This is a genomic window from Actinoplanes sp. NBC_00393 (assembly GCF_036053395.1).
Lineage (GTDB): Bacteria > Actinomycetota > Actinomycetes > Mycobacteriales > Micromonosporaceae > Actinoplanes.
Window position 1 is genome coordinate 3,593,637 of the sequence record NZ_CP107942.1, and the last position, 25,481, is coordinate 3,619,117.

Genomic DNA, 25,481 nt, shown 5'->3' on the forward strand with positions numbered 1-25,481 from the left:
CTGGGGGTGAAGTCCGGTCCACCGGCGTGGGTCCGCTGCGGTTCGGCATGAGCCCGGACGAGACTGCCACCGCGATGGTCGGCTTCACAGCCAGCTTCCGTCACGTGGGCCGCGAGCCTCGCGTCACGCGACGCGGAGAGTTCCGGTTGCCTGATCGACCGCAGACTGAGGTGCCGGTGAGGGTCTATTTCGCGGGCACGATGGGGCTCCAATGCATTGCGCTCGACGCGCTTTGCGGCCCTCAGGTCACCATGGAGGGCATCCGGCTGGTCGGGCGGACGCTGCCGGATCTGGAAGTAGAGATGCACGACTATGCGGCAGCCCACGATCACTACGTCGTCTACTACCCGGCGGGCGCAGCAGGCACTGACGAGATCATCGTCGACGCGCAGTGTGCCGGCGACACACTCCTGACCCGGCCGATATTCGCGGTCCTGCGCGAGCGCGCCAACACCCTCTGGGACAGCATTCCGGCTGACGCGCTGTGCGCCTCACGGGGCGAATGCGAGCATCGGCACAAGTGGGAAAGCCGCATATCCCCAGACCCCGATAGTCCGGCCGACGGCCTTGATGGCCCATGGCTGAATGACCCGTGGACAGAGGGACCTTCGGCCAGCGCCTCGCTCAGCTGCCGGTGAGCGAGGCACCGTGGACTGCTGTCAGGCGGTGTCGCCGCCGTCGGCGAGCAGCGTGCTTCCGGTCATGAAATTCGACAGGTCGGAGGCGCAGAACAGCACGACCCGGGCGATGTCGTCGGGGACGCCGACGCGGCCGACCGGGCTGTTCAGCATGAGCGGCGTCGGCGGTGGCGCGTCGTCGCCGAGGGCTGCCATCATCGCCGCGGCGGCGGCCATGTTGCCCTCGGTGGGGACGAAGCTCGGCGCGACGCCGAGCACCCGGATGCCGCGCGGCGCGAGCTCGACGGCCAGCTCCCGGGTCAGGCCGCGGGCGGCGTGTTTGGAGCCGACGTATGCGGCCAGGCCGGGTGCGCTGGCCCGGAACCCGGCCGTGGAGATGATGTTGACGATGACGCCGCCTCCGGTCATCCGGCGGGCCGCCTCGCGGGCGCCGGCGAATGTTCCGCGGGCGTTGACGGCGAATACCTGGTCCCAGGTCTCGTCGGTCATCTCCAGCAGCGGCACGCTGGGGAAGATGCCGGCGTTGTTGATCCAGATGTCGAGCTGGTCGAAGTGGGCGGCGGCCGCGGCGACCGACGCGCTGTCGGTGACGTCGAGGAACGTACCGGTCACTTGGTCGCCCAGTTCGGCGGCAGCGGCTTGAGCCAGTCCAAGATCGAGGTCGCCGATCAGAACCTCGGCGCCGGCTTCGGCAAGGCGGGCGGCGATCGCCTTGCCGAGGCCCCGGGCGCCCCCGGTGACGACGGCACGGCGGCCGGAAAGCGAGATCAGGTCGGTCAGGGATTTGTCGGAGACATCGGCAGTCGACATGGGGATGCCTTTCAGCGGACGCACTTGATCCGGGTGAACACGATGAGGCCACCGAGCAGGGCGAGCACCGCGCCGGCGAGATAGAGCAGGGTGTAGTTCTTGTCGCTGCCGTTCGCGCCGATGGCGATGATGAACGGGGCGAGCAGCGGGGCGATCGCGCTGGGCAGTTTGTGGGCGAACGCGGTGATCGCCATGTAGCGGCCCGCTTCCGAGCGGCTGGGTAGCACGGCGAGCACGATCGCCTGGTCGACGGTGGTGAAGAAGGCGATCGCGAGCTGCATCAGCACCGAGCCGATCAGCAGGGTCGGCAGCGAATAGGCGAACGCCTCGACGACCGCGCCGGCGACGAAGAACAGGGCGCCGACCAGGGCGAACAGTTTGCGCCGGCCGAGCTTGTCGGACAGGTAGCCGCCGCCGATCGCGCCGACGGCGGCCGCGGCCACCCCGACCACGCCGATGATCGCCACGGTGCCGGCCACCTCGCGGACCGGCAGGTCGAGGCGTTGGGCGTAGAAGAAGGTGGCGAATGAGGTGTTGAGGTAGAGGCCGGTGAAGAAGGTGAAGCGGCCCAGCCAGTTCCACCCGAAGTCGCGATGCTTGCGCGGGTTGAACACGTAGCTGGACAGCAGGGTGCGCGCCGACACCGGGGCGGCCGCCGGCAGCGACCGGCTGTCGTTCTCCCTGCCGACGAACAGGAACACGGTCAGCAGGGCGGCGCCGATCAGGCCGGGCAGCACGAAGACCAGGAAGGTGCTGCCGGTGACCAGGGTGGTGATGCCGATGCCGACGATCGGCGCGATCTGCCCGGTCATCGCCGTGAGTCCGGAGATCCGGCCGCGCTGCTCCTCGGGGATGCGGTCGGCCTGCACGTTGAGGATCGCCTGGGACGCGGTGGCCCAGCCGAGCATCGCCAGGATCCAGCCCGCGCCGACCAGCAGCAGGGTGGGTGCGAACGCGATGCCGGCCAGCGCGGCCAGGCCCAGCAGCATGCCGGCGAGCAGGAACGGCCGCCGCCGACCGAGGATGCTGCGGGTGCGGTCGCTCCACACTCCGAGCAGTGGGCTGAGCACCAGGTAGACGGCCTGGGCCGTGCCCGTGACGTACCCCAGCACCTCTTCGCGGCCCGGGGCGAGCTCATCGATCCGCACCGCCAGGGAGAAGGAGAGCGGGACGATGAACGCCATGGAGATGCCGAAGTTGGCGGCCATCATCCAGAAGACGTACTTCGAGCTGGCCTTCTGCAGCTCCGGCGCGACTGTTACGGTCATGACCGCGACCGCCAGCGGCGGCGCAGTTCGTGGGCGGCGGCTTTGGGGCGGCGGTCGCGGGTGAAGACGCCCTTCTTGTTGCCGTCGACGCGGTGGATGCCGTGCGAGGTCTGGAAGTCGGCGAAGTTCCACACGTGCTCGCCGATGAAGGCTTCGGCGCGGTCGAAGACCCGGTGGTGCATGGCGAGGAAGTCGGCCTGGTACTCCTCGGTCCACGGGATGTCCCACACCGAGTGCAGCCCGGCCTGCGTATCGGCGCCGTACTCGGACATCATGATCGGCTTGCCGAAGCGCTGCACCCAGCCGCGCAGGTCGGCTTCCAGGTACTGCTCGGCGGTGGCCAGGTCGCCGGTGGCGACGTACCAGCCGTAGTAGCGGTTGATCGAGATGACGTCGAACAGGTCGGCGATCTTGTCGTTGGCCGGGGTGGCGAACATGACGACCGAGTAGGTGAGCGGCCGGGTGGCGTCCAGCGTGCGGGCCAGCTTGACCAGGGGTTCGAAGTATTCGCGGGCGCCGTCCTCGTTGGAGGCGGGCTCGTTGGTCAGCGACCACATGACGACGCTGGGGTGGTTCTTATCCCGGGCGATCAGCTCGGTGATGGCCTGCGCGTGCGCGGCCCGGGTGTCGTCACCGAAGGTCTCCGGCGAGAAGGTGGGGCGTGGCGGGGCGCCGGTCAGGCCGGAGACCACGGCCAGGTTGAGGCCTACCGCGGCGGTTTCGTCGATGACGACGATGCCGTGCCTGTCGGCGAAATCCAGAACCTCTTCGGCGTACGGGTAATGCGAGGTGCGAAACGAATTCGCGCCGACCCAGTCCAGCAGTTGGAAGTCGTGCACCAGATAGGCGTCGTCGTGGCCCTTGCCGCGCACCGGGGTGTCTTCGTGCTTGCCGAACCCGGTGAAGTAGAACGGCTCCCCGTTGATCAGGAACTGGGTTGCCGACACCGACACTGTGCGCACCCCGAACGGCTGCTCGTAGACATCGTGCCCGTCGATAGAAGCTTCCAGCGTGTAGAGGTAGCCCGCGCCCGGCTTCCACAGCGTCGGGTTGTCGATGCGGGCAACACCGTCGGCGCCGGTCGCCACAAGCTCACCCGCGTGGTCGAGGATGCGCACCTGCACCGGCGCCGGAGAGCTGGTGGCAATGGAATAGCGAACCGTTCCGTCCAGCTCGGTCTCCACGGTCACGTCGGTGACCCGCACCTGCGGAACGCTGTGCAGCCACACCGACCGGTGCAGTCCGGCGTAGTTGTAGAAGTCGTGCTGGTACTGCTGGCGTTTGCGGCCACCGGCATCGACCGTGATCGTGCCCGGCGGGATGGTCGTCTCGGTGAGCTCGTTGTTCACCCCGATGGTCAGCCGGAATTCCGAGCCGGCGCTCACCAGGTCGGTGATGTCGGCTTCGAACGGCGTGTACCCGCCGACGTGTTCGGCCACGAGGGTGTCGTCGACGTACACCTTGCCGGCGTGGGTCGCGGCGTCCACGCGTACGAAAATGCGGTCCTCAGACCAGCCACGCGGAACGCGCACCGCGCGCTGGTACCAGGCCCAGCCGACGTGGTCGCGGATCTTCGCATCGGCGAACAGGTCGTTGTAGCTGGCCGGGACGGCTGCTTCCAGCGTGGTGGCCGTGTCGGCGGCGTCGCCGGTGTTGAACCGCCAGAGGCCGTCGAGGCGGACCTGCTCGCGGGTGGCGGTGGGGCGGGGCTTCAACATGTCACAGTCCGTTCTTGCCGGCGATCTGTCCCAGCCAGGCGAGGCTGGGTTTGGGGGTGCGCACGAAGGTCTCCCGGTCCACCGCGACCAGGCCGAAGGTGGGCGCCCAGTGGCCCCACTCGTAGTTGTCCAGCAGGCTCCAGTGCAGGTAACCGCGTACGTCGACGCCGTTGTCGATGGTCGCTTTCAGGTGTGCGAGGGCCTCGCCGGTGTAGGCGATGCGGCGCTGGTCGTCGTCGGTGGCCATGCCGTTCTCGGTCACCAGGATCGGTGTGCCGCCGGTGACCTCCCAGGTGTGGCGCACCGCGAGGCCGAGCGCGTCGGGCCGGTACGCGGTGCCGACCAGCGTGTTGTCCGGGTGCACCGGGTGCGCCTCGATGCCGTCCGCGTTCACCCACATGCTGGAGTAGGACTGCACGCCGACGAAGTCGTCGCCCTTCGCACCTTCGAGGTAGAGGTCCTCGCGTTCGTAGCGGACCTCGCGCAGCTTCTCCTCGCCGCCGGGCCGGGCCACCAGGGCCTGGTTCGCGATGGTCCAGCCGACCTTGGCGCCGGTGCGCTCGCGGACCAGGTCGCGCACGGCGTGGTGGGCCTCCACCAGGCGCCGGCCTATCGCCGGGTCGGGTGACGGCAGCACGGGCCGCTGACCGGTGTCGACCGTCGGGCTCTGCCATTCTTTCGAGGCGGCGAGCCGGGCCATCATCGTCATGATCGCCAGCATGTTGGGCTCGTTCATGGTGCAGACCCAGGGCACCCCGTCAAGGATGCTGGTGGCGGCCTCGGTGTACGCCCGGAATCGGTCGATCGCCCGCTCCCCCATCCAGCCGCCCTCGGCGGCGAACCAGCGTGGGTTGGTGAAGTGGTGCAGGGTGACGACCGGGGTCAGGCCCAGCTCCAGCGCGGTGTCGATCATGCGGCGGTAGTGGGCGAGTTCGGCGCGTGAGATCAGGCCCGGCTCGGGCTCGATGCGGGCCCACTCGATGCCGAACCGGTAGGAGTTCAGGCCGGCGTCGGCGAGCAGGCGCATGTCCTCGGCGTACCGGTGGTAGCTGTCGCAGGCGTCGCCGCTGCGTTCCATGCCGGGCATGGCGGCCTCGGCCGCCCAGAAGTCGCTGGTGACGTTGTTGCCCTCGATCTGGTGCGGCGCGGTGGCGGCGCCCCAGAGGAATCCGGCCGGGAACGTGGTCATGAAAGGGCCTTTCGAGAAGGTACGAGCGGCGGGGCGTTCATCGGACCGCCGGGCCGGTGACCTGGTCAATCGGTTGCCAGTTGTTGTCGCGGATGTTGCCGTGGATGCAATCTTGCAAAATTGGCAACGAAGCGCAATGGTGGTCGCATGACCGGGTTGCGAGAACGCAAGAAGGCCGCGTCACGGGCGGCGATGAGCAGCGCGGCGTGGTCGATGCTGCTGGAGCACGGCCTGGACGCGGTGACGCCGGAGTCCGTCGCGGCCGCCGCCGACATGGCGCCGCGCACCTTCCGCTACCACTTCCGTAACCGCGAGGAGGCGATTCTCGACGGGCTCGCCCAGCAGCACCTGGCCCTGGCCGACAAGATCCGGGACCGGCCGGCGGACGAGCCGATCTGGGACTCGCTGCTGCACGTGGTGCCCGATGCGGTCACCGAGACGTTCGGCGACCGCGCCGAGTTCGCCAAGGTCATGCAGGTGATCGCCGACAACCCGGCGATGCTGGCGCAGAACCTGCTCGTGCTCGAGCAGGGCCGGCAACTGCTCGCCGTCGCCGTCGCCGACCGCCTCGGCCTGGACGTGGACCGCGACATCTACCCCGGGCTGCTCGCCGGCGCGACCGAGACCGCGATCAGCATCGCGGTGGCGCACTGGGCACGCGGCGACGCGAAGCTGCCCGACCTGATCCGCGACAGCCTGACCCGGCTGCGCGCCGGGCTCCCCACCTGAAAGCTTCTGCATGCCACCCCACTTCAGCAATCCGCTGGACCTGCCGTACCGGATGCAGCACGTCGGCAACGGACGCCGCCGCCGGATCTTCCGGGAAGCGGCCGACCCGTCGGTGGTCCGCTTCCAGGGCCGCTACTACCTGTTCGCCTCGATGTCCGGCGGCTTCTGGCACTCCACCGACCTGCACACCTGGCAGTTCACCGGCACCCCGCAGCTGCCGATCCACGACTACGCCCCGGACGTGCGCGAGATCGACGGCCGGCTGGTCGTCTGCGCGTCGCGGCGCGGCAAACCCTGCGACTTCTACCGCAGCGCCGACCCGCTCGGCGGTGACTGGGAGGTCGTGCCCGGCGAGGTCGCCTTCTGGGACCCGAACCTGTTCCAGGACGACGACGGCCGCGTCTACCTCTACGAGGGCTGCTCGGCGAACACCCCGATCCGCGGTGTGGAGCTGAACCGGCAGACGTTGCGCCGCCTCGGCGAACCGGTCCCGCTGATCCACGGCAACCCCCAGGAGCACGGCTGGGAGGTGCCACGCGGTAAGCGGTCACTCGTGATGCGCCTGCTGTTCGGGCAGCGCCCGTTCATCGAGGGCGCGTGGATGACCAGGCACGACGGCCGCTACCACCTGCAGTACGCGGCGCCCGCCACCCAGGAGGCCGGGTACGCGGACGGCAGCTACGTCGGCGACTCACCGCTCGGGCCGTTCACCTATGTGCCGCAGTCTCCGTTCTCGGCCAAGCCCGGCGGGTTCATCACCGGCGCCGGGCACGGCTCCACCTTCCAGGACGAGCACGGCAACTGGTGGCACGCCGCCACCATGAAGATCTCCGTGCACCACGATTTCGAGCGGCGCCTCGGCCTGTTCCCGGCCGGCTTCGACGACGACGGTGTGCTGTTCTGCAACCAGGAGTTCGCCGACCATCCCCTCGCGCTGCCGGACGGGCCCGCCGACCCGTGGTCGCTGACCGGCCGGTGGATGCTGCTGTCGACGGGCTTCGGCCGGGCCGACGACCCCGGCACCTGGTGGGCCGGCAGTGACCCGCTGACAGTCGAACTGCCGGCCGGCAGCGTCACCCACGCCGTGCAGGTCAACACCATCGAGGACCATCCGCACGACGTGCCGCTGCCACCGGATCCGGGGCAGAAGAACCTGCTCGGCCACCGCCGCATCGACGTCGCCGACGTGCCGGCGCCGTTCCTGCTGGAAGGCTCCACCGACGGCACAACCTGGACGATTCTTCGCGACGGGCGCGCCGACGGACGACCACACGACTTCGTCGTGCTGCAAGACCCACAAAACCTCAGATTCGTACGCGTGACGACCGCACTCGCCGTCACCGGTCTGCGGGTCTTCGGCATCGGCGCCGGTGCACCGCCCGCGACGGTCCAGCCGACCGCCTGCCGCGTCGACCCGCGCACCGCGGACATCTCGTGGCCCGCCGTCGACGGCGCGCACGGCTACAACGTCCGCTACGGGCTCGCGCCCGACAGGCTCTACCACTGCTGGCAGGTCGACGACACCAGCCTGCACCTTCCAATGCTCAATGCCGGGCACGCCTACTGGGTCGCCGTCGACGCGTTCAACGCGAACGGCGTCACCCGCGGCACGCCCGTGCCCATCGAGGAGAAATGACGTGACTCCGTACGATCTGCGGATCGACGCCCCGGTGGCGCGGCCGCTGCTGTCCTGGAAACCCGGTGGCGGCGCGCTTTGGCAGCTCGAAGCCCGGGTGGACGGGGTGGCCCTGCCGCCGGTGACCGTCGGCGAGCACCTGTTCGTCGCCTGGCCGTGGCCCGCGCTGACCAGCGGCCAGAGCGTCGAATGGCGAGTCGGTGACGCCGACTGGGCGGCGTTCGAGGTGGCATTGCTCGACGAGGACTGGACCGCCGCCTGGATCTCCCCGCCGGACACCACGGACTTCCCGCGACCCGCCTACGCGTTGCGCACCGAGTTCGAATGCCACAGGGAGGTCGTCCAGGCCCGGCTCTACAGCTCTGCCCTCGGCGTCTACGAGGCGTTCGTCAACGGTGTCCGGGCCGGCGACCAGGAGCTGACTCCCGGCTCGACCTCCTACGCCGCCACCCTGTACGCGCAGGCGTTCCCGGTCACCTCGTCGGTGCGCCGGGGCACGAACAGCGTCGAGATCCTGCTGTCCGACGGCTGGTACCGCGGGTCGAACGGCACCTGGCGGGTCCGCGACGCGTGGGGCACCCGCACCGCCGCCCGCGTCGAGCTGCACCTGACCTACGCCGACGGCACCACTTCGGTGATCCGCTCCGGCCCGGGCTGGGCCGCGCAGGTCAGCACGATCGTCGCCGCCGACCTGATGAACGGGCAGAGCACCGACTTCATCTCGTCGGCTGCGGCGGCCGTACCCGTGCTGGTCGACGCGGTGACCGCGCCTGCGATCGACTGGTCCCCCGCCCCGCCGGTGCGCTGCGTCGATGCGCTCGCGCCGGTCCGGACGACGCATCTCGACGGCTCGTTCATCGTCGACTTCGGTCAGAACGCCGCCGGCTGGATCCGTCTCGGCGACCTCGGACCGGCCGGCACCCGCACGGTCATCGACTACGGCGAACACCTGGACCCGGTCACCGGCGACCTGACCCTGTCGCACCTGGACAGCGGCAAACCCGGCCAGGAGCCGACCTCGTTCGTGCAGCGTGACGAGGTGGTCTCCGACGGCAGCTCGGTCTTCGAGCCGCGGCACACCGTCCACGGTTTCCGCTACGCCCGGCTGAACCGGCCGGTCGAGGACATCACCATGCGGGTCGTGCACACCGATCTGCGCCGCACCGCCGTCTTCACCTGCGGCAACGACGACCTGAACCGGCTGCACGAGATCGCCGACTGGAGTTTCCGCGGCAACGCCGTCGACGTGCCGACCGACTGCCCGACCCGGGAGCGTCTCGGCTGGACCGGCGACTACCAGGTGTTCGTGCCGACCGCGGCCCGCCTCTATGACGTCGACGGGTTCAGCCGCAAATGGCTGCGCTCGGTGCGCGACGACCAGCTCGGCGACGGCCGGATCGCCAACTACTCGCCCGACTACCACCGGCTGCGCGAGCTTCCGAACATGGAAGCCGACCACATCACCGGCTCGGCCGGCTGGGGTGACGCGATCGTCCACGTGCCCTGGGTCCTGTACGAGACCTACGGCGACCGGCAAGTGCTGGCCGAGAACTGGGAAGCCATGACCCGCTGGGTGGAGTGGGCCCTGTCCAAGGCCCGTACCGCACGGCATCCGTCGCGCGTCGAACGCTCCGCCGAAGCTCTGCCGCACGAGCAGTTCATCTGGGACGGCACGTTCCACTGGGGCGAATGGCTCGAACCCGGCGACCGGGGGCCGGCCGGCAACCCGATGGCCTGGTTCATGAAGGACAAGGGCGAGGTCGGTACGGCGTACCTGTATCGCTCCGTCCGCACGCTGGCCGCGATCGCATACGTCTTGGAGCGCGAAAGCGGTTACGCCGAGCTGGCCGAACGGATCCGCGACGCCTGGCAGACCGAGTTCCTGGAGACCGGACTGCGCACGCAGGCCAACTGCGTCCGCGCCCTGGCCTTCGACCTCGTGCCGTCCTCCCGGCGTGGCGAGATCGCCGACCGCCTGGTGGCGCTGATCCGCGACGCCGGCTGGCACCTCGGCACCGGATTCCTGTCCACCGCCGACCTGCTGCCCGTGCTGGCCGACACCGGGCACGCCGACGTCGCGTACCGGGTGCTGCTCCAGCGCACCACCCCGTCCTGGCTCGGCATGCTGGACCGCGGCGCCACCACCATCTGGGAGGACTGGGACGGCGTCGACGAGGCCGGCACCGCGACCGCGTCGCTCAACCACTACAGCAAAGGCGCGGTGATCCGGTTCCTGCACACCCATGTGCTGGGCCTGCGCCAGGCACCCGGCTCGGTGGCCTGGGAGAAGTTCGTCGTCGCGCCGCTGCCGACGGCCGAGGTGCCGTGGGCGTCCGGCAGCTTCGACAGCCCGCGCGGCCGGATCGAGGTCGCCTGGCGCCAGGAGGACGGCAAACTGCTGATCGAGACGTCGGTGCCCGAGGGCGCCACCGCCGAGATCGTCTTCCCGGACGGCAGCCGCCTCCCCACCGGCCCCGGACACCACGCGGCACACTTACCATTCAGTGAGTACCCCACTTTTTAGTGGGTACTGGCACGCGCGGCGGGTGACGCCGAGGATCGATCGCATGACAACGAACGCCACCAGCGTCACCCTGCTCGGCCTCGGCGCGATGGGCAGCGCCCTGGCAGCCGCGCTGCTCAAGGCCGGCCATTCGGTCACCGTCTGGAACCGCACCCCCGGCAAGGCGGACCGGCTGGCCGGTCCGGGCGTCACGGTCGCCGCCACCCCGGACGACGCGGTACGCGCGAACAACGTGATCATCGTGTGCCTGCTCGACCACGCGTCGGTGCACGAGGTCCTCGATCCGCCGGCCGGCGAACTTGCCGGGCGTACGGTGATCAATCTGACCACGACCTCGCCGGCGCAGGCGCGTGAGCTGGCGGCCTGGGCCGCCGGCGCGGACGTCACCTACCTGGACGGCGGGATCATGGCCGTGCCCGGCATGATCGGCCGGCCCGGGTCGAGCATCCTCTACAGCGGCGCCGCCGCGGCGTTCGACCAGCACCGGCCGCTGCTCGATGAGTGGGGCGAAAGCCGCTACCTCGGCGCCGAAGCCGGGCTGGCCTCGCTGTACGACCTGGCGCTGCTCGCCGGCATGTACGTGATGTTCGCCGGGTTCCTGCACGGCGTCGCCATGGTCGCGCCCGCCGGGGTGCCGGCCCGCGAGTTCGCCGCGATGGCCACGCCCTGGCTGGCCGCGATGGCCGGCGAGCTGGACGGGTTCGCCACCGTGATCGACGGCGGCGACTACACCGTCGCCGGCCAGCAGAGCCTGGAGTTCTCCGACCTGGGCGACATCGTGGCCGCCAGCGCCGAACAGGGCCTCGACACCTCGGTCGTCGACATGGTGCAGCAGCTGATCCGGCGGCAGATCGACGCCGGGCACGGCAGCGAGGGATTCGCCCGGATCGTGGAGAGCATCCGGGCCGCTGGTTGACCATGTTCCTGGCACACGGTTTCTACTGGGGCCGGCGCTGCGGCGACCACCCTCCCCAGCAGGGAAAGGCCAGGACGTGTTCGAGGAGCAGCGGCGACGGCGCGCGCTGAAGCGTGTGAAACCCGGCGATGGGCGGCCGCTGCGGCGTTTTCGCTGGTGGCAGCTGCTGAGCCGGTCCGTGCTCTACCTGCGGTTGCCCGGCGAGCAGGCGGTGTACGCCGTCGACGTCCGGCACTGGAAGAGCGACGATGACGGCAACACCATGGCGCAGCTCTACCTGGACGGCAGGCAGCGCGCTTCGTCGCGGCTTCCGGCCGTGTTCCCGGTGCCGGGCGGCGCCATCGAGGTCGCGGCGAGCGCTTTCGGCCTCAAGCGCTGCCACTACGTCACCGCCGACGGGGCGGAGTATCAGCTGGCCCCGGACCCGGCCTCCGCCGAAGGGCGCCGTGCCCGCCTCGACCGCGACCACCCGGCCTTGAGCCGCTGGCTCGGGGTGTTCTCCGTGCTGATGCTCGCCATCGGCGTGGTGCTCGTAGTCGCTCAGATCCTCGAGCCGATCCTGCAGGTACCGCCGGTGGCCGAACGTTTCGGCCGCTACGAGTCACCCATCAACCTGCCGCTGTGGCTCAACATCGCCCTCGGTGTCGGTGCGGCGCTCGCCAGCACGGAGCGGGCTCTGCGACTGCGGTACAGCTGGCTCGACTCCCTCGGAAACTGACGCCTGTCGCCATGTGCTAACTTGATTTCCGTACCGATCGGAACCGAATAGCCGCCTGGGGGCCGACGTGGGCTGGAGCACCCGCGAACTCGCGGAGCTCGCCGGCACGACAGTCAACACCATCCGGCACTACCACCGGCTCGGCCTGCTCGGCGAGCCCGGGCGCAAGCACAACGGATACAAGCAGTACGAGGTGCCTGACCTGGTCCGCCTGCTGCGCATCCGGCGGCTCGCCGAACTCGGCGTGCCGCTCGCCCGGATCGGCGAACTCGGTACGGACGGCGGCGCACCCGACGTCCTGCAGCAGGTCGACGCGGCGCTCGAGGCGGACATCGAACGGCTGACGCGGGCACGCTCCGACATCGCGGCCATCCTGCGCGACCGTACGCCCGCCGACGCGCCCGCAGGTTTCCAGTCAGTGGTGTCCCGGCTGTCCGAGGCCGACCAGTCGCTGATCCACATCTACCGGCAGCTGTACGACGAGGACGCGATGGAAGATCTGCGGCGCATGGTGGAAGCTGACACCGGCGCGGTCAGCGCGGACGTCGACAACCTGCCGGCCGACGCGGACGAGGAGACCCGGCAGAACCTCGCCGAGAAACTCGCCCCGACCATCGCGCAGTTCCTGACCGAGTACCCGTGGCTGAGCGATCCGGCGGCCCACCTGTCCAAGAGCAAGCAGGTCACGCAGCAGACGTTCGTGGACGCGGTGCGCGAGCTCTACAACCCGGCGCAGCTCGACGTGCTGGGCCGCGCCAGCATTCTCGCCCACGAACAACTGGCCGCCGACGACCGGCGTTGATCCAGGTCGCGAACTCGTGGGCATTCAGGTCGAACTGCGCTGGGGCGGCGTACCGATCCGGGGTTTGCCGGACCCGGCCGGCGGGTGTTTCGATGCCGCCGGGGACTTCGACCGGTTGCTCCGGGAGCGGCAACCCGATTGCCCGCTGCTCAGCGCGGTTGATCCGCATGGCGAGACATCCTTCGGCCACCACCAGATGGCAGACCTCCTTGGGGAGATCGACGGCCTGCTGGGTCTCGCACGGCCCGGGCCCGAGCGTCGCGGGTTGCTGCGCCTGCGGGCGATGGCAGAGCGATGCGGTAGCGAGCAGCAGCGGCTCGTCTTCGTCGGCGATTGACCTTTAACCCTGAAGCCGTTGCGCCCAGTACACCTGCCCGTCGGCTCCCATGTAGACCATCGCCAACATCAGATCCGTCATCGCCACCGGCGCGGTCGCCACGTGAACCGCCCCCCGTGGCGGCTTCTCCAGGAACGGGAACGGCGCGACGAACGTGAGCGGTGAGGCCTTCTCGTCGAACACGGCCAGCCGGGACCCGGCGCTCAGCCAGCCGTTCTCGACCTTGATGTCGCCTGCACCCTGCAGCCAGGGGTACCGCTCGACGATCTTGTTCTCCACGCCGGCACTGCCGGGGCTCACAGCGTCCTGCCGTGGCGAGGTAGCGCTGAAGTATCCCGGTTTGACGTCGGAGCGCTTGTCGATGAGGAAGATCGCGAAGTATCCGCCGTCGAGCGGCTCGGGCGGGGCCTGCCACGAGACCCGGCCGAGCACCAGCTGGTCGCGGCCGTTGGACACCGGAGCGTTCACGTCGTCGCCGAGCGCGGCCTGGGCCTCGTCGTGGCTGACGAACGTCAGCGAGGACTGGACGGCCAACACCTCCGGACCGTACGGCGGATGATTGTGCCACCACCCGCAGCCCAGGAAAGTCGCTCCGGCCAGGATGGCTGCCAGTACCATCCTGCTGCCACGTCGCCACATCACGCGCGCAAGTGAACCACGCTCGGATATCGGAGGAGCACACGGAATGCTCGAGATGTACAGGTCCTATCTCGCTGCCTGCAATGAGCGGGCTTGGGACACCATCGCGGAATTCCTGCACCCCTCGGTCCTCGTGAACGGCATCCCGCGAACCCGCGAGCAGTACGTTGACGACATCAGGAAGACGATCGCGGTGTTTCCGGACTACGCCTGGCAGCTACGCCATGTGGTGCAGCAGCCGCCCTGGCTCGCGGTCCATCTGCACGCCACCGGTACGCGACACCAGGACTTCCTCGGCGCCCCCGGCGACCTGTCCCCGGTCGAGACCGACGAGTTCGCCATGTACCGGATTGCGGATGGACGCATCGCCGAGCTGTGGGGCACCGCGGACAACGCCCGGCTCCGCCTCTCAACGCACAACGAAACGCGTTGATAAGCGGCGGATGTCGTCCTACGGTGCACCGGTGGCTGATGCGTCAACGGGAGGACGGATGCGCCTGCGGATGCGGGTCCATCACGTGCCGGGCCGAACCTGCCTGCAGCGCGTACTGCAGCCGGTCGTCCCGCTGTCGCGAACGCACATCACCAAGGTCCTGTGGCAGTACAGCGGGGCGCTGATCGGCTCGCGGGCAGATCTGCTGCGCCTTGGCGCCTTGTTCCGCCTGGCCGCGACCAGCCCGCATTCCGTCGTATATCTGCCGTTGCGGCGCAACGCCCAGAGCGAAGCCGTCAGCTATTGGGCCGCCCATCAGGGACTGGCCGACCTGGTGATCGCGCGCAGCGAGGCGTCACTGCGGCCGTCCGCCTGGCCGGCGCTGCGGGCCCGGCTTCGGCACGGGCCGAAGGCCGGTGTGCTGACCACCATGCGGGCGCCGGCACCACGATCGCCGGACGAGCGGCAGCCGTTGCCGGACTGGGAATGGGAACGCCGCCGGCTGCGGGCGACCGAGCACGCCGACACTCTGCTGCTGTCCGGCTCGGCTGCGGCGTTGCACGACGCCGGCGACGAACTGACGTGGTGCGGTGAGCAGGTCGCCGGTAACGCCGACATCCATCGTTTCGGCGGTCCCGTGGCGTTCAGCCAGTTCAACGGACCCGACCGCCGGGCCGGCCGCCGTGACGGCAGCTGGCATTTCATGGTGCTCGCCGAGGACAGCATTTTCCACCGGAGTCGGTGGCTGCGCGCGGCCGCATCGGACAGCCGTGAACAATGACCCGGCACCGTCCGCCTCAAGCAAGGAGCACCCAACATGTCCCTACGCAAGATCGGGGCGACGGTCCTCGTCATCAGTCTGATCGGGGCGGCAGCCAATCTGTGGGCCCGGGAGGCATTCCCCGATCAGTGGGGCGGCCCGAACATCGGCGGTGGGATGCTGCAGCTGCTGTTCTATACGGGCGTGCTCACCGGGGTCACCCTCATCGTGATTGATCTCGTCAGGCGCCGGCGCGGCCGGGCTCGCACCGACGGTGGCGGCAGACCCTGATCACGACGCGGCAGGCGGCCGCCGAATGTCGTACCCAGCCGCTACGGTCGGCCGATGATTGGCGATTTCGACTTCTACGTGGGTACCTGGGACGTGGCTAACCGGCGTCTCACCAAGCGGCTGGCCGGCTCGGACGATTGGGAGGAGTTCCCCGCCGTCTCGGTGGCCCGCTCGTTCTTCGCCGGCGCCGGCAACTTCGACGAGATCACGTTCCCGACGATGGGTTTCTCCGGCGCCACCGTGCGGCTCTTCGATCCGGCCACCGAGTTGTGGTCGCTGTACTGGACCAGCAGCGTCACACCGCTCGCGCTGCGGGATCCGCCGGTCGTCGGGCGCTTCGTCGACGGCGTGGGCGAGTTCTTCGCTGACGACACGTTCGACGGCGTTCCGATCACCGTGCGGTTCCGGTGGTCGGACATCTCCGCCACCACGGCCCACTGGGAGCAGGCGTTCTCCGTCGACCGCGGCAGCACCTGGGAAACCAACTGGATCATGGACTCCACCCGCCGGGAGGCTGATTAGATCCACCAGTCGCCGGGGAACCACCAGTCGCCGACGGTCGTTCGCACCCGCTCCGGCACGGATGCGGGGTCCAGGCCGGTGAGGACATCGCTGGTCTCCGCCCACATCGCCGCCACGCTCGGCCAGAGGGGGCCTGACTCGCCGCCATGGGCGCCCTGCTGCATCACGCACCCGTGCAGCGGCCCTTCTCGGCAGTCGACGAAATAGCACCGGCTCTCCCGGGCGACCATGATCCACGCGGGGAGATGCACCAGGACCTGCTCGAGGTCTGGGTCCACGGTGCCGGCGGGTGCGCGCATCATTCGTGCCACAGCGGCGTCGTACGCCTGCGCATCGGCCTGCTCATCAACCGTCTCGTAGTGGAATCGCCGGGCTTTGGCCGCGTCGATGGCGATCTCCCGCGTCTCGTGCAGGTGGGTGATCGCCTGATGGGTGCTCTGCAGATACAGGCCCGGCGGCACGATCAGCGCGTACGACATGGTTCCCGGGCCCATCCCGTTGGCGCCACGCCACCAGTCGGCCAGGTCGGCGGGAAGTTCGACGCCGCAGACGCGCTCGACCTCGCGAAGTTCGGCAGGTGTGGCCGGCGGCGCCAGCATCGCGCGGATGTGCGGCACGGAGCGCAGCAGCCACTCGTCGATCAACTCCCACGACTCGGCAACACTTCGGCCCATGACCGATCACGCTATGCGAGCAGGCCGGGTCGAGGCCGACAGATGCTGAAGACGGCGTGACGGCGCCGACACGGGTTGCCACCAGGCGTCGGGCGCTGGTCGCATGATCAGGGACGCCGACAGCCGGAGCTGCGTGGAAGCACTCGATGGACTTGCGTACGTCGCTGCTGGTTGCGGACGTCGCTGCTGCCCGGCGGCGCACCAACCTGGTCCTGACCTGCGTGGTCGCGCTCGGGTTCGGTGTGATCGCGGCGCAGGTGCTGCTGACGCCGGTCGCTGACGCGGTGTCCGGTGACCAACCGTCGTCATTTCTCGGTCAGGTCGGCGAGGTCATCACCAAGGTCAGCACCCTGTTGCTCCAGCTGCTGTGGGTCAATCTCTACGAGCGCCGCTCGTTCTGGACTGTCGGCTTGCGCGGTCCGCGGCCGGTCCAGCGGTTCCTCGCCGGTTCCCGATCGGTATGGCGATCATGCTCCTCCCCCTGCTCGGGCTCTGGGCCACCGGTCGGTACGCCGTCGACACCGCCACGCAAACCCGGACCGGTGGGCAGGCGCTGCTGGCGCTGATCCCGGGTAGCGAGGTGGGTTTCGCGCAGCGTGCGGAACATCAGCCAGCTCAGTGCCGGCATGACGATCAGCGGTGTGAGCGCGGTCCGCAGCGAGGTCGCGTCGGCCACGGCCCCGATGGCAGGGCTGGCCAGCCCGCCGACGCTGACCGTCAAACCGAGGGTGATGCCGCTGGCAGTGCCGACTCTGCTGGGCAGGTAGTCCTGTCCGAGAGTGATCTGCAGGGCGAACGGCACGTAGAGGCCGGCGGAGGTCAGCACCACGAACAGGTACAAGGCGGGCCCGGGCACCCACAGCACGCCGGCGATGGCCGGAACAGTGATCGCGTAGGACCACCGGGACACTGTGACGCGGCCCCATCGGTTCGCGGCGGCTCCGCCGAGCAGGGAACCGGCGATGCCGCCGAGGTAGAGCAGGAACAGTGCGGTGGTGCCTGCGGCCGGGCTGCCGTTCATGCGCTGCTGAGCGTAGAGAAAGAGGAAGGTGCTGAGGCCGACGAAGGCGATGGACCGGAACACCACCGCGAAGGTCAGCCGCAGGAACGAGGGGATGTCGTCGCGTCCCGCCGGCGCGGCCTTCCCGGTGGCGCTGTTGCTGCGCCTGGCGAGTGCGCGCAGCACCGGCAGTGCCATCGCGGAGCCGGCCAGCGCCGGTACGAGCAGCAGCGGTGTCCACCTCAATCCGCCGAGGACCGCGATGCCGGCGACCGCCAGCGGCGCCAGGGCGAAACCGATGTTGCCGCCGGTCGAGAACCACGCCATGGCGGTGTGGCTGCCTTCGCCGGCTTCGCGGGCGATCCGGGCGGACTCGGGGTGGTAGGCGGCCACGCCGATGCCGGAGAGCGCCACGAACAGCAGGGTGAGCGGGTAGTTGCCGTTCAGCCCGCTCAGCGCGATGCCGGCCCCACCGAGCAGGGTGCCGGCGGGCAGCAGCCACGGCATGGCCCAGCGGTCGGTGAGGACGCCGAACACCGGCTGCGCGACCGAGGACAGCAGCGACGCGGCGAGCACGATGCCGGACACAGCGGCGTACGTGTAGGCGCGCTCGGCGACGAACAGCGGCACCAGAGCGGCGACGGCGCCCTGGTAGACGTCGACGCAGGCGTGGCCGACGGCGAGCAGCGTGATGGACGTTCTTCTTCGCACGTACCGATGGTTGCGGCCCAGACCGATGTCTGGCTTCCGATAACCTGACAACCGATGACGGAAATCCGCCACGCCCCGGTAGCTCCGACGCGCAGCCAGTGGCTGGCGTCCGGGGCGGAGATCGACGCCCACCGGCACGACGATCACCAGATCGTCTATGCGGCGCGCGGAGTTCTGACAGTCACGACCAGCGCGGGCTCCTGGGTCACGCCGGGCAACCGCGCCATCTGGGTGCCGGCGGGCACTGTTCACGCACATCGCGCGTACGGCGAACTGGAACTGCATCTCGTCGGACTGCCGGCCGGCAGCAACCCGCTCGACCTGGAGACACCGACCGTGCTGCTCGTCACCCCACTGCTGCGGGAGCTGATCATGGAGTACACCCGCGGTCACGATGGACAAGGGGCGGAACGGGACCGGCTGCGCGCGGTGCTGCTCGATCAGTTGCGGGCCTCCCCGCAGCAGCCGCTGCACGTGCCGACACCGACGGACCCGCTGCTGCGCGCCGTGTGCGAGATCCTGCAGGCCGACCCGGGCGACACTCGCACGCTCGTCGAACTCGGGCGCGAGGTCGGCGCCAGCGACCGGACCCTGTCCCGGCTGTTCCGTCGCAACCTGGGCATGAGCTACCCGCAGTGGCGTACGCAGCTGCGACTGCACCACGCACTGATCCTGCTCGCCGACAAGACACCGGTGACCACGGTCGCCCACCGGTGCGGCTGGTCGTCGGCGAGCGCGTTCATCGACGTGTTCCGCCGCACCTTCGGCCACACGCCCGGCGCCCATCCCACGCGATGAAGGGAACGCCAAGCGGCGCAGCCAGGGCCCGTCAGACTCGGCCGACCAACGTCTCCCCGACGGAGGCGATCACGCCGTCGACCGCGTCGTCGTCGATGCCTTCCAGCTCGATGATCAGCCGGTCCACACCCACGTCGGCGTACCGGCGAGCGGTGTCGAGGTCCGGCGGTCCCGGCGGCGTGAGGGTGATCTCCAGCTCGCCGAGGCCGGCCGGGCGCTGCTCGCCGCGGGCAGTCTCAGCCAACGCGTGCAGCGCCTGCCCGATCTCGTCCACATCAAGACCCCAGCCGTACCAACCGCTTCCCTGCCGGACCGCCCGGCGGTACGCGGCGGCTGAGTGACCTCCGACCACGATCGGCGGATGCGGGCGCTGAACCGGCGACGGGTGCTGCACGACGCCGGAGAACGACACGAACCGGCCGGTGAACGACGGCGCCGCCTCCCACAACGCGCGCATCGCGGCCAGGTACTCGTCGGTCCGGGCGCCCCGCTCGGCGAGGGAGACGCCCATCGCGTTCAGCTCCGGCTCGACATAGCCGGCCCCGACGGCGACGGTCAGCCGGCCACCGGACAGCACGTCCAGCGAGGTGAGCTGTTTGGCCAGCAGCACCGGCTGGCGCTGCGGGAGCACGATCAGGCCGACCCCGAGGCGGACCCGGCTGGTCACGGCCGCGAGGTAGGTCAACGCGACCATGGCCTCCAGACGCGGCGGGTTGCCCTCCCCGGTGGGAAGCGCGATGTGGTCACCGACCCACAGCGACTCGAAGCCGGCGTCCTCGGCCAGCCTGGCTCGCCGGGCCAGGACACCGGGCTCGACGTTGCGGTCGCGGTGCAGCCCGTACAGCCCGAACTTCATTCGCTCAGCCACCCTCTGCGTCATCGTTTGCTCGGCAACTCGCCAGGCGGAGCCGGCTTGGCCTTCGCTGTTGCGATCCGACAAGCACAGTAGAGGGCCGGCGCCGGCCGTTGATGCCTGATGGCGAGCCACCGTCGCGGCGTGCTGGAATCCTCGACAACAGAGGTGGGTGGAGAATGAAGCGGCGAATAGATGACGGACGCTTGCGGGTCGCCACCCTGAACGTGTGGGGTACGCGGGGCCGCTGGCCGGAACGGCGCAGCGTCCTGCGAGCGGAGTTCGCGCGCCTCGACGCGGACCTGATCTCGCTGCAGGAGACGATCGTCGCTCCGGAACGGCATACGGGTGCGATCGTCGACCAGGTCCGGGAGTTTCTCGGACCCGGCTATCGTCTGGTGCATTCCTCGACCCGTGAGTCCGACGGTCAGGGCATCACGATCGCGAGCCGGTGGCCGGTCGGCCAGGTCGCCGAGCTGGACCTGCACGTCACGGCGCGCACGCACGACTTCGCCTGCACCGCGCTCCTGGTCGAAGTTCTCGTGCCGGAGCCGATAGGCCGCGTCTGGATGGTCAACCACTTCCCCGACTACCAGGTCGATCATGAACATGAGCGCACCCTCCAGGCGCTCGTGGTCGGCAGGGCCGTCGAGGACGCCCTCACCGAACGGCCCGGGCACGTGGTGCTCGCTGGAGACCTTGATGCCGAGCCGCAGGCCGACAGCATCCGCTTCCTCACGGGCCACCACGCGGTAGAAGGCACGAGCGTCTGCTACCGCGACGCCTGGAGGTCCACGCACGCAGCTGCCGTCCACCCGGACGGGGACACGTTCAGCCCCGACAATCCGAACTGCGCCGACTGGGACTGGCCGTACCGGCGGATCGACTACGTCCTCGTGCGATGCGGGGCGCACGGCGGGCCGACATTGCGCATCACGACCTGCGTCCGGACGTTCGACGAGCCGCAGACCACCATCAGCGATCACTACGGGCTCGTCGCCGATCTCGCGCTGCCCACCGCCCGCCGCCAGGTGTCGTAGCAGCCGTCCCGGGGCTAGTTCTCGGACTGGTCGGCCAACCCGAAGGTGGTGGCGGTACCAGTCGGCCGTCGCGCTGGGGCCGTCGTCGAGAGTGGCGGCCTCTACACTCCCGGCGATGAGTGTGATCTGGTCCGCGACGCAGCCGGGCTCCCGCCGCTTCTCCCCCGTCCCGGCGCGGACCGGCCCTGCGGAGCTGGAGAGCCATTTCCGGCGGCTGCGCAGCCGCCGTATCCGTGGCTACATCGAGGTCGAGATCGCGGACAGCGAGGCGCCGCTGCTGGCCATCGGTTTCCGCGGGGAGTACGCGGTCATCCACAAGATCGTCAGGGCTCCCGTCCGGCAGTCGTTCCTGCTCGCCGGGGACGGCAGCGTGCCCCGCGAGGCGTACGTCAACGTGCCGATCATGGACGAGCTGAGCCGGTTCACCGGCGATGTCGTCCTGGAGGTTCACCCCGCGTGGGAGGCGGTGCGAACCTTCCTGCGCACCGGGCAGGCCGCCGATCTCGGCGAATGGCACGCCCGTTGACACCAGGAACAACAGCGCCGGGTGCTCTAGATTGACCTCAGTCGACACATGGGGGTTGGGTGACGGTTTTCGGATGCCGGGCGTGCGTCACCGCGCTGACGGTTCCCGTGTCCAAGGTGGCGCTTCCCGTTCACGCGCATCAGAAGTACGGCAACGGGCCGGGCTCCCTCGACCCGGTGCTCGAACCCGGTACCTTCGCCGTGGACCCGCTGCCCTCCGGCCCGCCGTGGCGCCGGTGGGAAGAGCTCGAACCCGGTGAGGCCGAGGCACTCGGCTGGTACGCACCGAGGTTCAGCATCCCGGACGGACCGGCCGGCCGGGTGCTGCTCGCCCCGGGCGACGTCCGCAGCGCGGTCATCGACCCCGCGTTGGCCGGCGACACCGGATGCTGCGGCCTCGACGGCAGCCAACCCAACATGCGCTGCGCCACCTGCGGCACGCCGGTGGCCACCCGGATAGACGACTGCGGCCTGCGGAACGCGGTGTGGCTGGACCCGCTGACCAGCCACGTCATCGACGACGGCCGCGGCCCGCATTCGATACTCGACTGGACCGACCTCATCGACCAACGGCCCGGCATCGCTCCGGCCGAACCCGACGGTGCCTGGGACCCGATGTGGGTGGCCGCCGCCGCCTCGGCGTTGGCACATCTGCTGGCCGCCTCGGGCGGCCACCCGATCCGGATCCCGGATCAACGGGTAGCCACGATCCTCCAGCCGACACTCGACCGCCTTGCCGCCCCGGTCAGCACGGGCCCGGAGCGGACTCTGGTGCTGGCGGGGCCGGGCATTCCGGCCGCCGGCGGCGACCTGGCCCTCGTCCCGCAGCATCCGCAAACCGGTGAACTCTGGCCGGTTGACCCGTCCCTGAAGCCGGTCCCGCTGGCCTGGGACGCCTGGCGGCACGTTGCATTCCACCGCGACCCGAAGCCGGTCGGGCGCTCAGCCCCGATCCCGCCGGAAGCCCCGCCGCCGCTCATCCCTCACAGCCGGCTCGAACCGGACGGCCGGATCTTCCTCAACGTTCTGGCTCGACTGCCCGAGGTCAGCCAGCCCTGGCTGCGTGCCGTCTACGAACGAGGCCGCCCCTACAACTACAGCTACTACATCTTCGGACCGTGAACGCTCACCCGGCGAACGGTGTGGTGACCTGCCCGCGCACATCGGTGTGGGCCCGGAAGAGCGCCCGGCCCGCGGCTCCGGGTCGGCGCGTCCGTAGCGCGAGGTCGTGATTTACAGCTCGTCCAGCCCGGGGCCGCCGAAGGTGCAAGCGGTGACCCGCCGTACCGGGACCGTGATGCGCTGCGCCAGCACGCCTGTCGCCCACTCGGCCGATAGGCTTTTGCCATGAGCACCCTTGCCGGCCGCACCGTCGTGGCCCTGCGCAGCGAGCACGACAGCCTCGCGACTCTCGCTCCCACGCTGTCCGGCGACCAGCTGACCGGCCCGTCCGGCGCGTCCGCCTGGACGGTCGCCGACGTTCTCTCGCACCTGGGCAGCGGTGCCGAGATCACGCTCGCCGGTTTTCGGGCGGCAGTCGGTGAAGCGGAGGCACCCGGCCCGGACTTCAACCAGAGTGTGTGGGACCGGTGGAACGCCACGAGCCCGCAAGATCAGGCCACGGGCGCGGTCGCGTCGGACGACGCGCTCGTCGCGGCCCTCGAATCCGTACCGGCGGAGCGCCACGACGACCTCCAGATCCGGACGTTCCTGCCCGAGCCGGTCTCGTTCGCGTCGTTTGCGGCGCTGCGGCTCAGCGAGGTCGCTCTGCACACCTGGGACGTACGCGCCGGCCTCGACCCGGCGGCGACCGTCGCCGGCGACTCGGCTGACGTGCTTGCCGAGCATCTCGCCGGCGGCCTCGGGTTCCTGCTCGGCTTCATCGCCAAACCGAAGGAGGTAGCCGAGTTCGCCGTGGTCGAGATCAGCGGTACGCCGTACCGGATCGTCATCGACGATTCGGTTCGATTGACGACCGAGGCCGTGCCCGCCACCGCGACGTTCAGCGGCTCGCTGGAGGCGGCGCTCCGGCTGCTCTACGGTCGGCTCACCGCGGAACACACTCCCGCCGACATCGAGGTGACCGGAAACGTCACGCTCGACGAGCTGCGTGCGGTGTTCCCGGGCTTCTGACACGGATCCGGGCCGGTCAGGGATGGCGTCGTCCGTGAGGTAGTCGACATCGGGGTCGGCGCGCCGCCACCTCTCGAGGTATCGCCACGTCCAGCCCCGTGACCAGGCGTACGATCCGTTGATCGGCGGGGACGTTGACCCGCCGACGGGTAGGTCGCGCGAAGGTGATCCCGGACAACTCCGAGTCACCCACCGTCTTCACGCGGAGGGTAGCGCCGGCAGCACGGCCGGACCATCCCGGCGCGCGATGCCGGCGGGACATCGGCGATGCTGTGGGCGTGGAGTACGTCTCCCGAGTGCCGCGACCGCCGCTGGACGGGCTGATCGACGACCTCTACTACCTGGAGGGCGCGCCGCCGTACGCCCGGCTGCTGCTGCCGCCGACACCGGGTGCGTTGCTCATCGTCAACCTCGAGGCACCGTTCCGCATCCGCGCCGGCACCGACGTCGAGACAGCCGAGTACGCCGACGGCTGCGTGATCACCGTACCCACCCGCGCGTTCGCATTCAGCTACCCGCCCCGGACCCGGTCCGTCGGCGTGCATTTCAAGGCGTGGGGGCCGGTGCCGTTCCTGCCGATGCCCGCCGCCGAGCTGTGTGACCGGCCGGTGACGCTCGAGCAGGTGTGGGGCCGGCCAGCCGTCGCCGAGCTGCGGGACCGGCTGGCCACGGCGCCCGGACCGCACGAGATGCTGACGCTGCTCGAGCAGGAGCTCATGCGACGGCTGCGCGAGACCCCCGGCCTCGGGCTGGTCTGCCACACGAGCAGCGTCATCGCGGCGACCAGCGGGGCGGTGGCGATCGGCGACCTTTGCGTGGCAACCGGTGTCAGCAGCACCCATCTGGCACAGCGGTTCAAACAGCTCGTCGGCGTCACACCGAAACGGCTGGCCCGCACCCAGCGCTTCGCCGCCACCCTGCTCGCGATCGACTTCGCCGAACCGATCGACTGGGGCGACGTCGCCGCCGGCGCCGGCTACTTCGACCAGGCCCACTTCGGCCATGAGTTCCGGGCGTTCACCGGGCTCACGCCGACCCGGTACGCCGAAGTCCGGCGGCGGTTCCTGCGCGAACATCCCGGCCACACGCTGGACAGCTGGCCGCTGCCGGCCGATTGATTTCTTACAAGAACGACAGCCCACGACACGCTAATTTGAGGGCATCTCGAGCAGAGGAGAGCCCGGTGGGCAAGGTGGTCATGTACAGCTCGGTGTCGGTGGACGGCTTCATCGCGGACGAGAACGATCAGCCTGGTCCGCTGTTCGACTGGTTGACCAGCGGTGACGTCGCGTTGGACGACAGCGGTGCGCTGAAGGTGTCGCAGGTGTCCTACAACCACACCCGGGCGTACTGGGACCAGATCGGGGTGACGATCGCCGGCCGCCACGTCTTCGACATCACCGACGGCTGGGACGGCAAGCCTCCGGCCGGCATCGACCACGTGGTCGTCGTGACGCACCGGCCGGCCCCCGAGGGCTGGGACCCCGAGGCGCCCTTCCACTTCGTCGACGGCGTCGAAGCCGCCGTGGCCAAGGCGCAGGAGCTCGCGGGCGACCGCCTGGTCGAGGTCGCCGCCGGCGACGTCGGTGGCCAGGCGCTTGCCGCGGGCCTGGTCGACGAGGTACGCATGGACGTCGTACCCGTCGTGCTCGGGTCAGGTAAGCGCTACTTCGGGTCGGTCCACGCGCAGCACCTGTTGGAGGATCCTGACGTGGTGATTCAGGGCAACCGGGTGCTTCATCTGCGCTATCGGGTGCGCCGTTGACCGAAACTCGGCGGGGTACGCGAAGAAGTTCAGTGCGATCGGTGACGCAGAA

At 69.8% G+C, this 25,481-nt stretch carries 27 protein-coding genes; 19 read left to right on the forward strand and 8 right to left on the reverse strand.

Annotated features, from left to right (window positions below; genetic code table 11):
• The first annotated feature begins 47 nt into the window (after positions 1-47).
• Positions 48-638 carry a hypothetical protein gene (locus OHA21_RS17005; RefSeq protein ID WP_328475008.1) on the forward strand — a complete coding sequence of 197 codons (591 nt, stop codon included), beginning with the start codon at positions 48-50 and terminating at the stop codon, positions 636-638.
• A gap of 21 nt (positions 639-659) precedes the next feature.
• Here OHA21_RS17005 and OHA21_RS17010 read toward each other — a convergent pair whose 3' ends face one another.
• Genes OHA21_RS17010 through OHA21_RS17025 form a run of 4 tightly spaced genes read right to left on the reverse strand, consistent with a single transcriptional unit; the run spans position 660 to position 5,623 of the window.
• Positions 660-1,448 (reverse strand): SDR family NAD(P)-dependent oxidoreductase, encoded by a 789-nt coding sequence (locus OHA21_RS17010; RefSeq protein ID WP_328475009.1) that lies wholly within the window; start codon positions 1,446-1,448, stop codon positions 660-662.
• A gap of 11 nt (positions 1,449-1,459) precedes the next feature.
• Positions 1,460-2,716 (reverse strand): MFS transporter, encoded by a 1,257-nt coding sequence (locus tag OHA21_RS17015; RefSeq protein ID WP_328475010.1) that lies wholly within the window; start codon positions 2,714-2,716, stop codon positions 1,460-1,462.
• Positions 2,713-4,434, reverse strand: coding sequence for a beta-glucuronidase (uidA, locus tag OHA21_RS17020; RefSeq protein WP_328475011.1), 1,722 nt, complete (start codon positions 4,432-4,434; stop codon positions 2,713-2,715). The genes OHA21_RS17015 and uidA overlap by 4 nt, the downstream gene beginning before the upstream one ends.
• Position 4,435: 1 nt before the next feature.
• Positions 4,436-5,623: a glycoside hydrolase family 1 protein gene (locus tag OHA21_RS17025; protein ID WP_328475012.1), complete on the reverse strand. Its 1,188-nt coding sequence runs from the start codon at positions 5,621-5,623 to the stop codon at positions 4,436-4,438.
• A gap of 147 nt (positions 5,624-5,770) precedes the next feature.
• Between OHA21_RS17025 and OHA21_RS17030 the strand changes: the two genes are divergently transcribed.
• The 7 genes from OHA21_RS17030 (at position 5,771) to OHA21_RS17060 (ending at position 13,285) form a co-directional block, all read left to right on the forward strand.
• Positions 5,771-6,352: an acyl-CoA-like ligand-binding transcription factor gene (locus OHA21_RS17030; RefSeq protein ID WP_328475013.1), complete on the forward strand. Its 582-nt coding sequence runs from the start codon at positions 5,771-5,773 to the stop codon at positions 6,350-6,352.
• A gap of 10 nt (positions 6,353-6,362) precedes the next feature.
• The gene (locus OHA21_RS17035; RefSeq protein WP_328475014.1) at positions 6,363-7,988 is read left to right on the forward strand and encodes a family 43 glycosylhydrolase; all 1,626 of its coding nucleotides are present in this window, start codon (positions 6,363-6,365) and stop codon (positions 7,986-7,988) included.
• A gap of 1 nt (position 7,989) precedes the next feature.
• Positions 7,990-10,512: a family 78 glycoside hydrolase catalytic domain gene (locus tag OHA21_RS17040; protein WP_328475015.1), complete on the forward strand. Its 2,523-nt coding sequence runs from the start codon at positions 7,990-7,992 to the stop codon at positions 10,510-10,512.
• A gap of 43 nt (positions 10,513-10,555) precedes the next feature.
• Positions 10,556-11,428, forward strand: coding sequence for an NAD(P)-dependent oxidoreductase (locus tag OHA21_RS17045; RefSeq protein ID WP_328475016.1), 873 nt, complete (start codon positions 10,556-10,558; stop codon positions 11,426-11,428).
• 115 nt (positions 11,429-11,543) lie between these two features.
• The gene (locus OHA21_RS17050; protein ID WP_328475017.1) at positions 11,544-12,146 is read left to right on the forward strand and encodes a hypothetical protein; all 603 of its coding nucleotides are present in this window, start codon (positions 11,544-11,546) and stop codon (positions 12,144-12,146) included.
• Between the two features lie 67 nt (positions 12,147-12,213).
• Positions 12,214-12,948 (forward strand): MerR family transcriptional regulator, encoded by a 735-nt coding sequence (locus OHA21_RS17055; RefSeq protein ID WP_328475018.1) that lies wholly within the window; start codon positions 12,214-12,216, stop codon positions 12,946-12,948.
• A gap of 16 nt (positions 12,949-12,964) precedes the next feature.
• Positions 12,965-13,285: a hypothetical protein gene (locus OHA21_RS17060; protein WP_328475019.1), complete on the forward strand. Its 321-nt coding sequence runs from the start codon at positions 12,965-12,967 to the stop codon at positions 13,283-13,285.
• Between the two features lie 3 nt (positions 13,286-13,288).
• Here OHA21_RS17060 and OHA21_RS17065 read toward each other — a convergent pair whose 3' ends face one another.
• Entirely contained in the window at positions 13,289-13,822 is a 534-nt protein-coding gene (locus OHA21_RS17065; protein WP_328475020.1) for a hypothetical protein, read from the reverse strand.
• A gap of 148 nt (positions 13,823-13,970) precedes the next feature.
• Here OHA21_RS17065 and OHA21_RS17070 point away from each other — a divergent pair, with 148 nt between their 5' ends.
• The 4 genes from OHA21_RS17070 to OHA21_RS17085 are packed head-to-tail and all read left to right on the forward strand — an operon-like array spanning position 13,971 to position 15,930.
• A complete protein-coding gene (locus tag OHA21_RS17070) occupies positions 13,971-14,357 on the forward strand; it encodes an ester cyclase (RefSeq protein ID WP_328475021.1) in 387 nt (128 codons plus the stop codon).
• 58 nt (positions 14,358-14,415) lie between these two features.
• Positions 14,416-15,138 carry a hypothetical protein gene (locus OHA21_RS17075; protein ID WP_328475022.1) on the forward strand — a complete coding sequence of 241 codons (723 nt, stop codon included), beginning with the start codon at positions 14,416-14,418 and terminating at the stop codon, positions 15,136-15,138.
• 36 nt (positions 15,139-15,174) lie between these two features.
• Positions 15,175-15,408 (forward strand): hypothetical protein, encoded by a 234-nt coding sequence (locus OHA21_RS17080; RefSeq protein WP_328475023.1) that lies wholly within the window; start codon positions 15,175-15,177, stop codon positions 15,406-15,408.
• Between the two features lie 54 nt (positions 15,409-15,462).
• Positions 15,463-15,930 (forward strand): hypothetical protein, encoded by a 468-nt coding sequence (locus tag OHA21_RS17085; RefSeq protein ID WP_328475024.1) that lies wholly within the window; start codon positions 15,463-15,465, stop codon positions 15,928-15,930.
• On the opposite strand, the gene OHA21_RS17090 is transcribed toward OHA21_RS17085, so the two are convergent.
• Positions 15,927-16,604 (reverse strand): hypothetical protein, encoded by a 678-nt coding sequence (locus tag OHA21_RS17090; RefSeq protein ID WP_328475025.1) that lies wholly within the window; start codon positions 16,602-16,604, stop codon positions 15,927-15,929. The two genes, OHA21_RS17085 and OHA21_RS17090, sit on opposite strands and share 4 nt — an antisense overlap.
• A 379-nt stretch (positions 16,605-16,983) precedes the next feature.
• Complete coding sequence (locus OHA21_RS17095; RefSeq protein ID WP_328475026.1) at positions 16,984-18,315, reverse strand: MFS transporter; 1,332 nt, start codon at positions 18,313-18,315, stop codon at positions 16,984-16,986.
• Between the two features lie 54 nt (positions 18,316-18,369).
• On the opposite strand from OHA21_RS17095, the gene OHA21_RS17100 reads away from it, so the two are divergent.
• On the forward strand, positions 18,370-19,113 hold the full coding sequence (locus OHA21_RS17100; RefSeq protein ID WP_328475027.1) for an AraC family transcriptional regulator: 744 nt from the start codon (positions 18,370-18,372) through the stop codon (positions 19,111-19,113).
• A 31-nt stretch (positions 19,114-19,144) separates the two neighbouring features.
• Here OHA21_RS17100 and OHA21_RS17105 read toward each other — a convergent pair whose 3' ends face one another.
• Positions 19,145-19,969 (reverse strand): TIGR03619 family F420-dependent LLM class oxidoreductase, encoded by an 825-nt coding sequence (locus OHA21_RS17105; protein WP_328475028.1) that lies wholly within the window; start codon positions 19,967-19,969, stop codon positions 19,145-19,147.
• 176 nt (positions 19,970-20,145) lie between these two features.
• Here OHA21_RS17105 and OHA21_RS17110 point away from each other — a divergent pair, with 176 nt between their 5' ends.
• From OHA21_RS17110 to OHA21_RS17135, 6 genes are all read left to right on the forward strand, one after another.
• Complete coding sequence (locus OHA21_RS17110; protein WP_328475029.1) at positions 20,146-21,006, forward strand: endonuclease/exonuclease/phosphatase family protein; 861 nt, start codon at positions 20,146-20,148, stop codon at positions 21,004-21,006.
• A gap of 115 nt (positions 21,007-21,121) precedes the next feature.
• Positions 21,122-21,532 (forward strand): hypothetical protein, encoded by a 411-nt coding sequence (locus tag OHA21_RS17115; protein WP_328475030.1) that lies wholly within the window; start codon positions 21,122-21,124, stop codon positions 21,530-21,532.
• A 59-nt stretch (positions 21,533-21,591) separates the two neighbouring features.
• Positions 21,592-22,653 (forward strand): hypothetical protein, encoded by a 1,062-nt coding sequence (locus tag OHA21_RS17120; protein WP_328475031.1) that lies wholly within the window; start codon positions 21,592-21,594, stop codon positions 22,651-22,653.
• Between the two features lie 225 nt (positions 22,654-22,878).
• A complete protein-coding gene (locus OHA21_RS17125) occupies positions 22,879-23,664 on the forward strand; it encodes a maleylpyruvate isomerase family mycothiol-dependent enzyme (protein WP_328475032.1) in 786 nt (261 codons plus the stop codon).
• 278 nt (positions 23,665-23,942) lie between these two features.
• Positions 23,943-24,782 (forward strand): helix-turn-helix domain-containing protein, encoded by an 840-nt coding sequence (locus tag OHA21_RS17130; protein ID WP_328475033.1) that lies wholly within the window; start codon positions 23,943-23,945, stop codon positions 24,780-24,782.
• A gap of 65 nt (positions 24,783-24,847) precedes the next feature.
• Positions 24,848-25,429, forward strand: coding sequence for a dihydrofolate reductase family protein (locus tag OHA21_RS17135; protein WP_328475034.1), 582 nt, complete (start codon positions 24,848-24,850; stop codon positions 25,427-25,429).
• Positions 25,430-25,481: the final 52 nt, after the last annotated feature.

What these genes read in the sequence shown, in the direction of transcription:
- OHA21_RS17125 (WP_328475032.1), top strand. Translation starts at nt 22,879, where the DNA reads ATGAGCACCCTTGCCGGCCGCACCGTCGTGGCCCTGCGCAGCGAGCAC.
- OHA21_RS17110 (WP_328475029.1), top strand. Translation starts at nt 20,146, where the DNA reads ATGAAGCGGCGAATAGATGACGGACGCTTGCGGGTCGCCACCCTGAAC.
- OHA21_RS17025 (WP_328475012.1), bottom strand. Translation starts at nt 5,623, where the DNA reads ATGACCACGTTCCCGGCCGGATTCCTCTGGGGCGCCGCCACCGCGCCG.
- OHA21_RS17030 (WP_328475013.1), top strand. Translation starts at nt 5,771, where the DNA reads ATGACCGGGTTGCGAGAACGCAAGAAGGCCGCGTCACGGGCGGCGATG.
- OHA21_RS17010 (WP_328475009.1), bottom strand. Translation starts at nt 1,448, where the DNA reads ATGTCGACTGCCGATGTCTCCGACAAATCCCTGACCGACCTGATCTCG.
- OHA21_RS17035 (WP_328475014.1), top strand. Translation starts at nt 6,363, where the DNA reads ATGCCACCCCACTTCAGCAATCCGCTGGACCTGCCGTACCGGATGCAG.
- OHA21_RS17080 (WP_328475023.1), top strand. Translation starts at nt 15,175, where the DNA reads ATGTCCCTACGCAAGATCGGGGCGACGGTCCTCGTCATCAGTCTGATC.
- OHA21_RS17090 (WP_328475025.1), bottom strand. Translation starts at nt 16,604, where the DNA reads ATGGGCCGAAGTGTTGCCGAGTCGTGGGAGTTGATCGACGAGTGGCTG.
- OHA21_RS17115 (WP_328475030.1), top strand. Translation starts at nt 21,122, where the DNA reads ATGAGTGTGATCTGGTCCGCGACGCAGCCGGGCTCCCGCCGCTTCTCC.
- OHA21_RS17075 (WP_328475022.1), top strand. Translation starts at nt 14,416, where the DNA reads ATGCGCCTGCGGATGCGGGTCCATCACGTGCCGGGCCGAACCTGCCTG.
- OHA21_RS17015 (WP_328475010.1), bottom strand. Translation starts at nt 2,716, where the DNA reads ATGACCGTAACAGTCGCGCCGGAGCTGCAGAAGGCCAGCTCGAAGTAC.
- OHA21_RS17105 (WP_328475028.1), bottom strand. Translation starts at nt 19,969, where the DNA reads ATGAAGTTCGGGCTGTACGGGCTGCACCGCGACCGCAACGTCGAGCCC.
- OHA21_RS17085 (WP_328475024.1), top strand. Translation starts at nt 15,463, where the DNA reads ATGATTGGCGATTTCGACTTCTACGTGGGTACCTGGGACGTGGCTAAC.
- OHA21_RS17005 (WP_328475008.1), top strand. Translation starts at nt 48, where the DNA reads ATGAGCCCGGACGAGACTGCCACCGCGATGGTCGGCTTCACAGCCAGC.
- OHA21_RS17045 (WP_328475016.1), top strand. Translation starts at nt 10,556, where the DNA reads ATGACAACGAACGCCACCAGCGTCACCCTGCTCGGCCTCGGCGCGATG.
- uidA (WP_328475011.1), bottom strand. Translation starts at nt 4,434, where the DNA reads ATGTTGAAGCCCCGCCCCACCGCCACCCGCGAGCAGGTCCGCCTCGAC.
- OHA21_RS17070 (WP_328475021.1), top strand. Translation starts at nt 13,971, where the DNA reads ATGCTCGAGATGTACAGGTCCTATCTCGCTGCCTGCAATGAGCGGGCT.
- OHA21_RS17100 (WP_328475027.1), top strand. Translation starts at nt 18,370, where the DNA reads ATGACGGAAATCCGCCACGCCCCGGTAGCTCCGACGCGCAGCCAGTGG.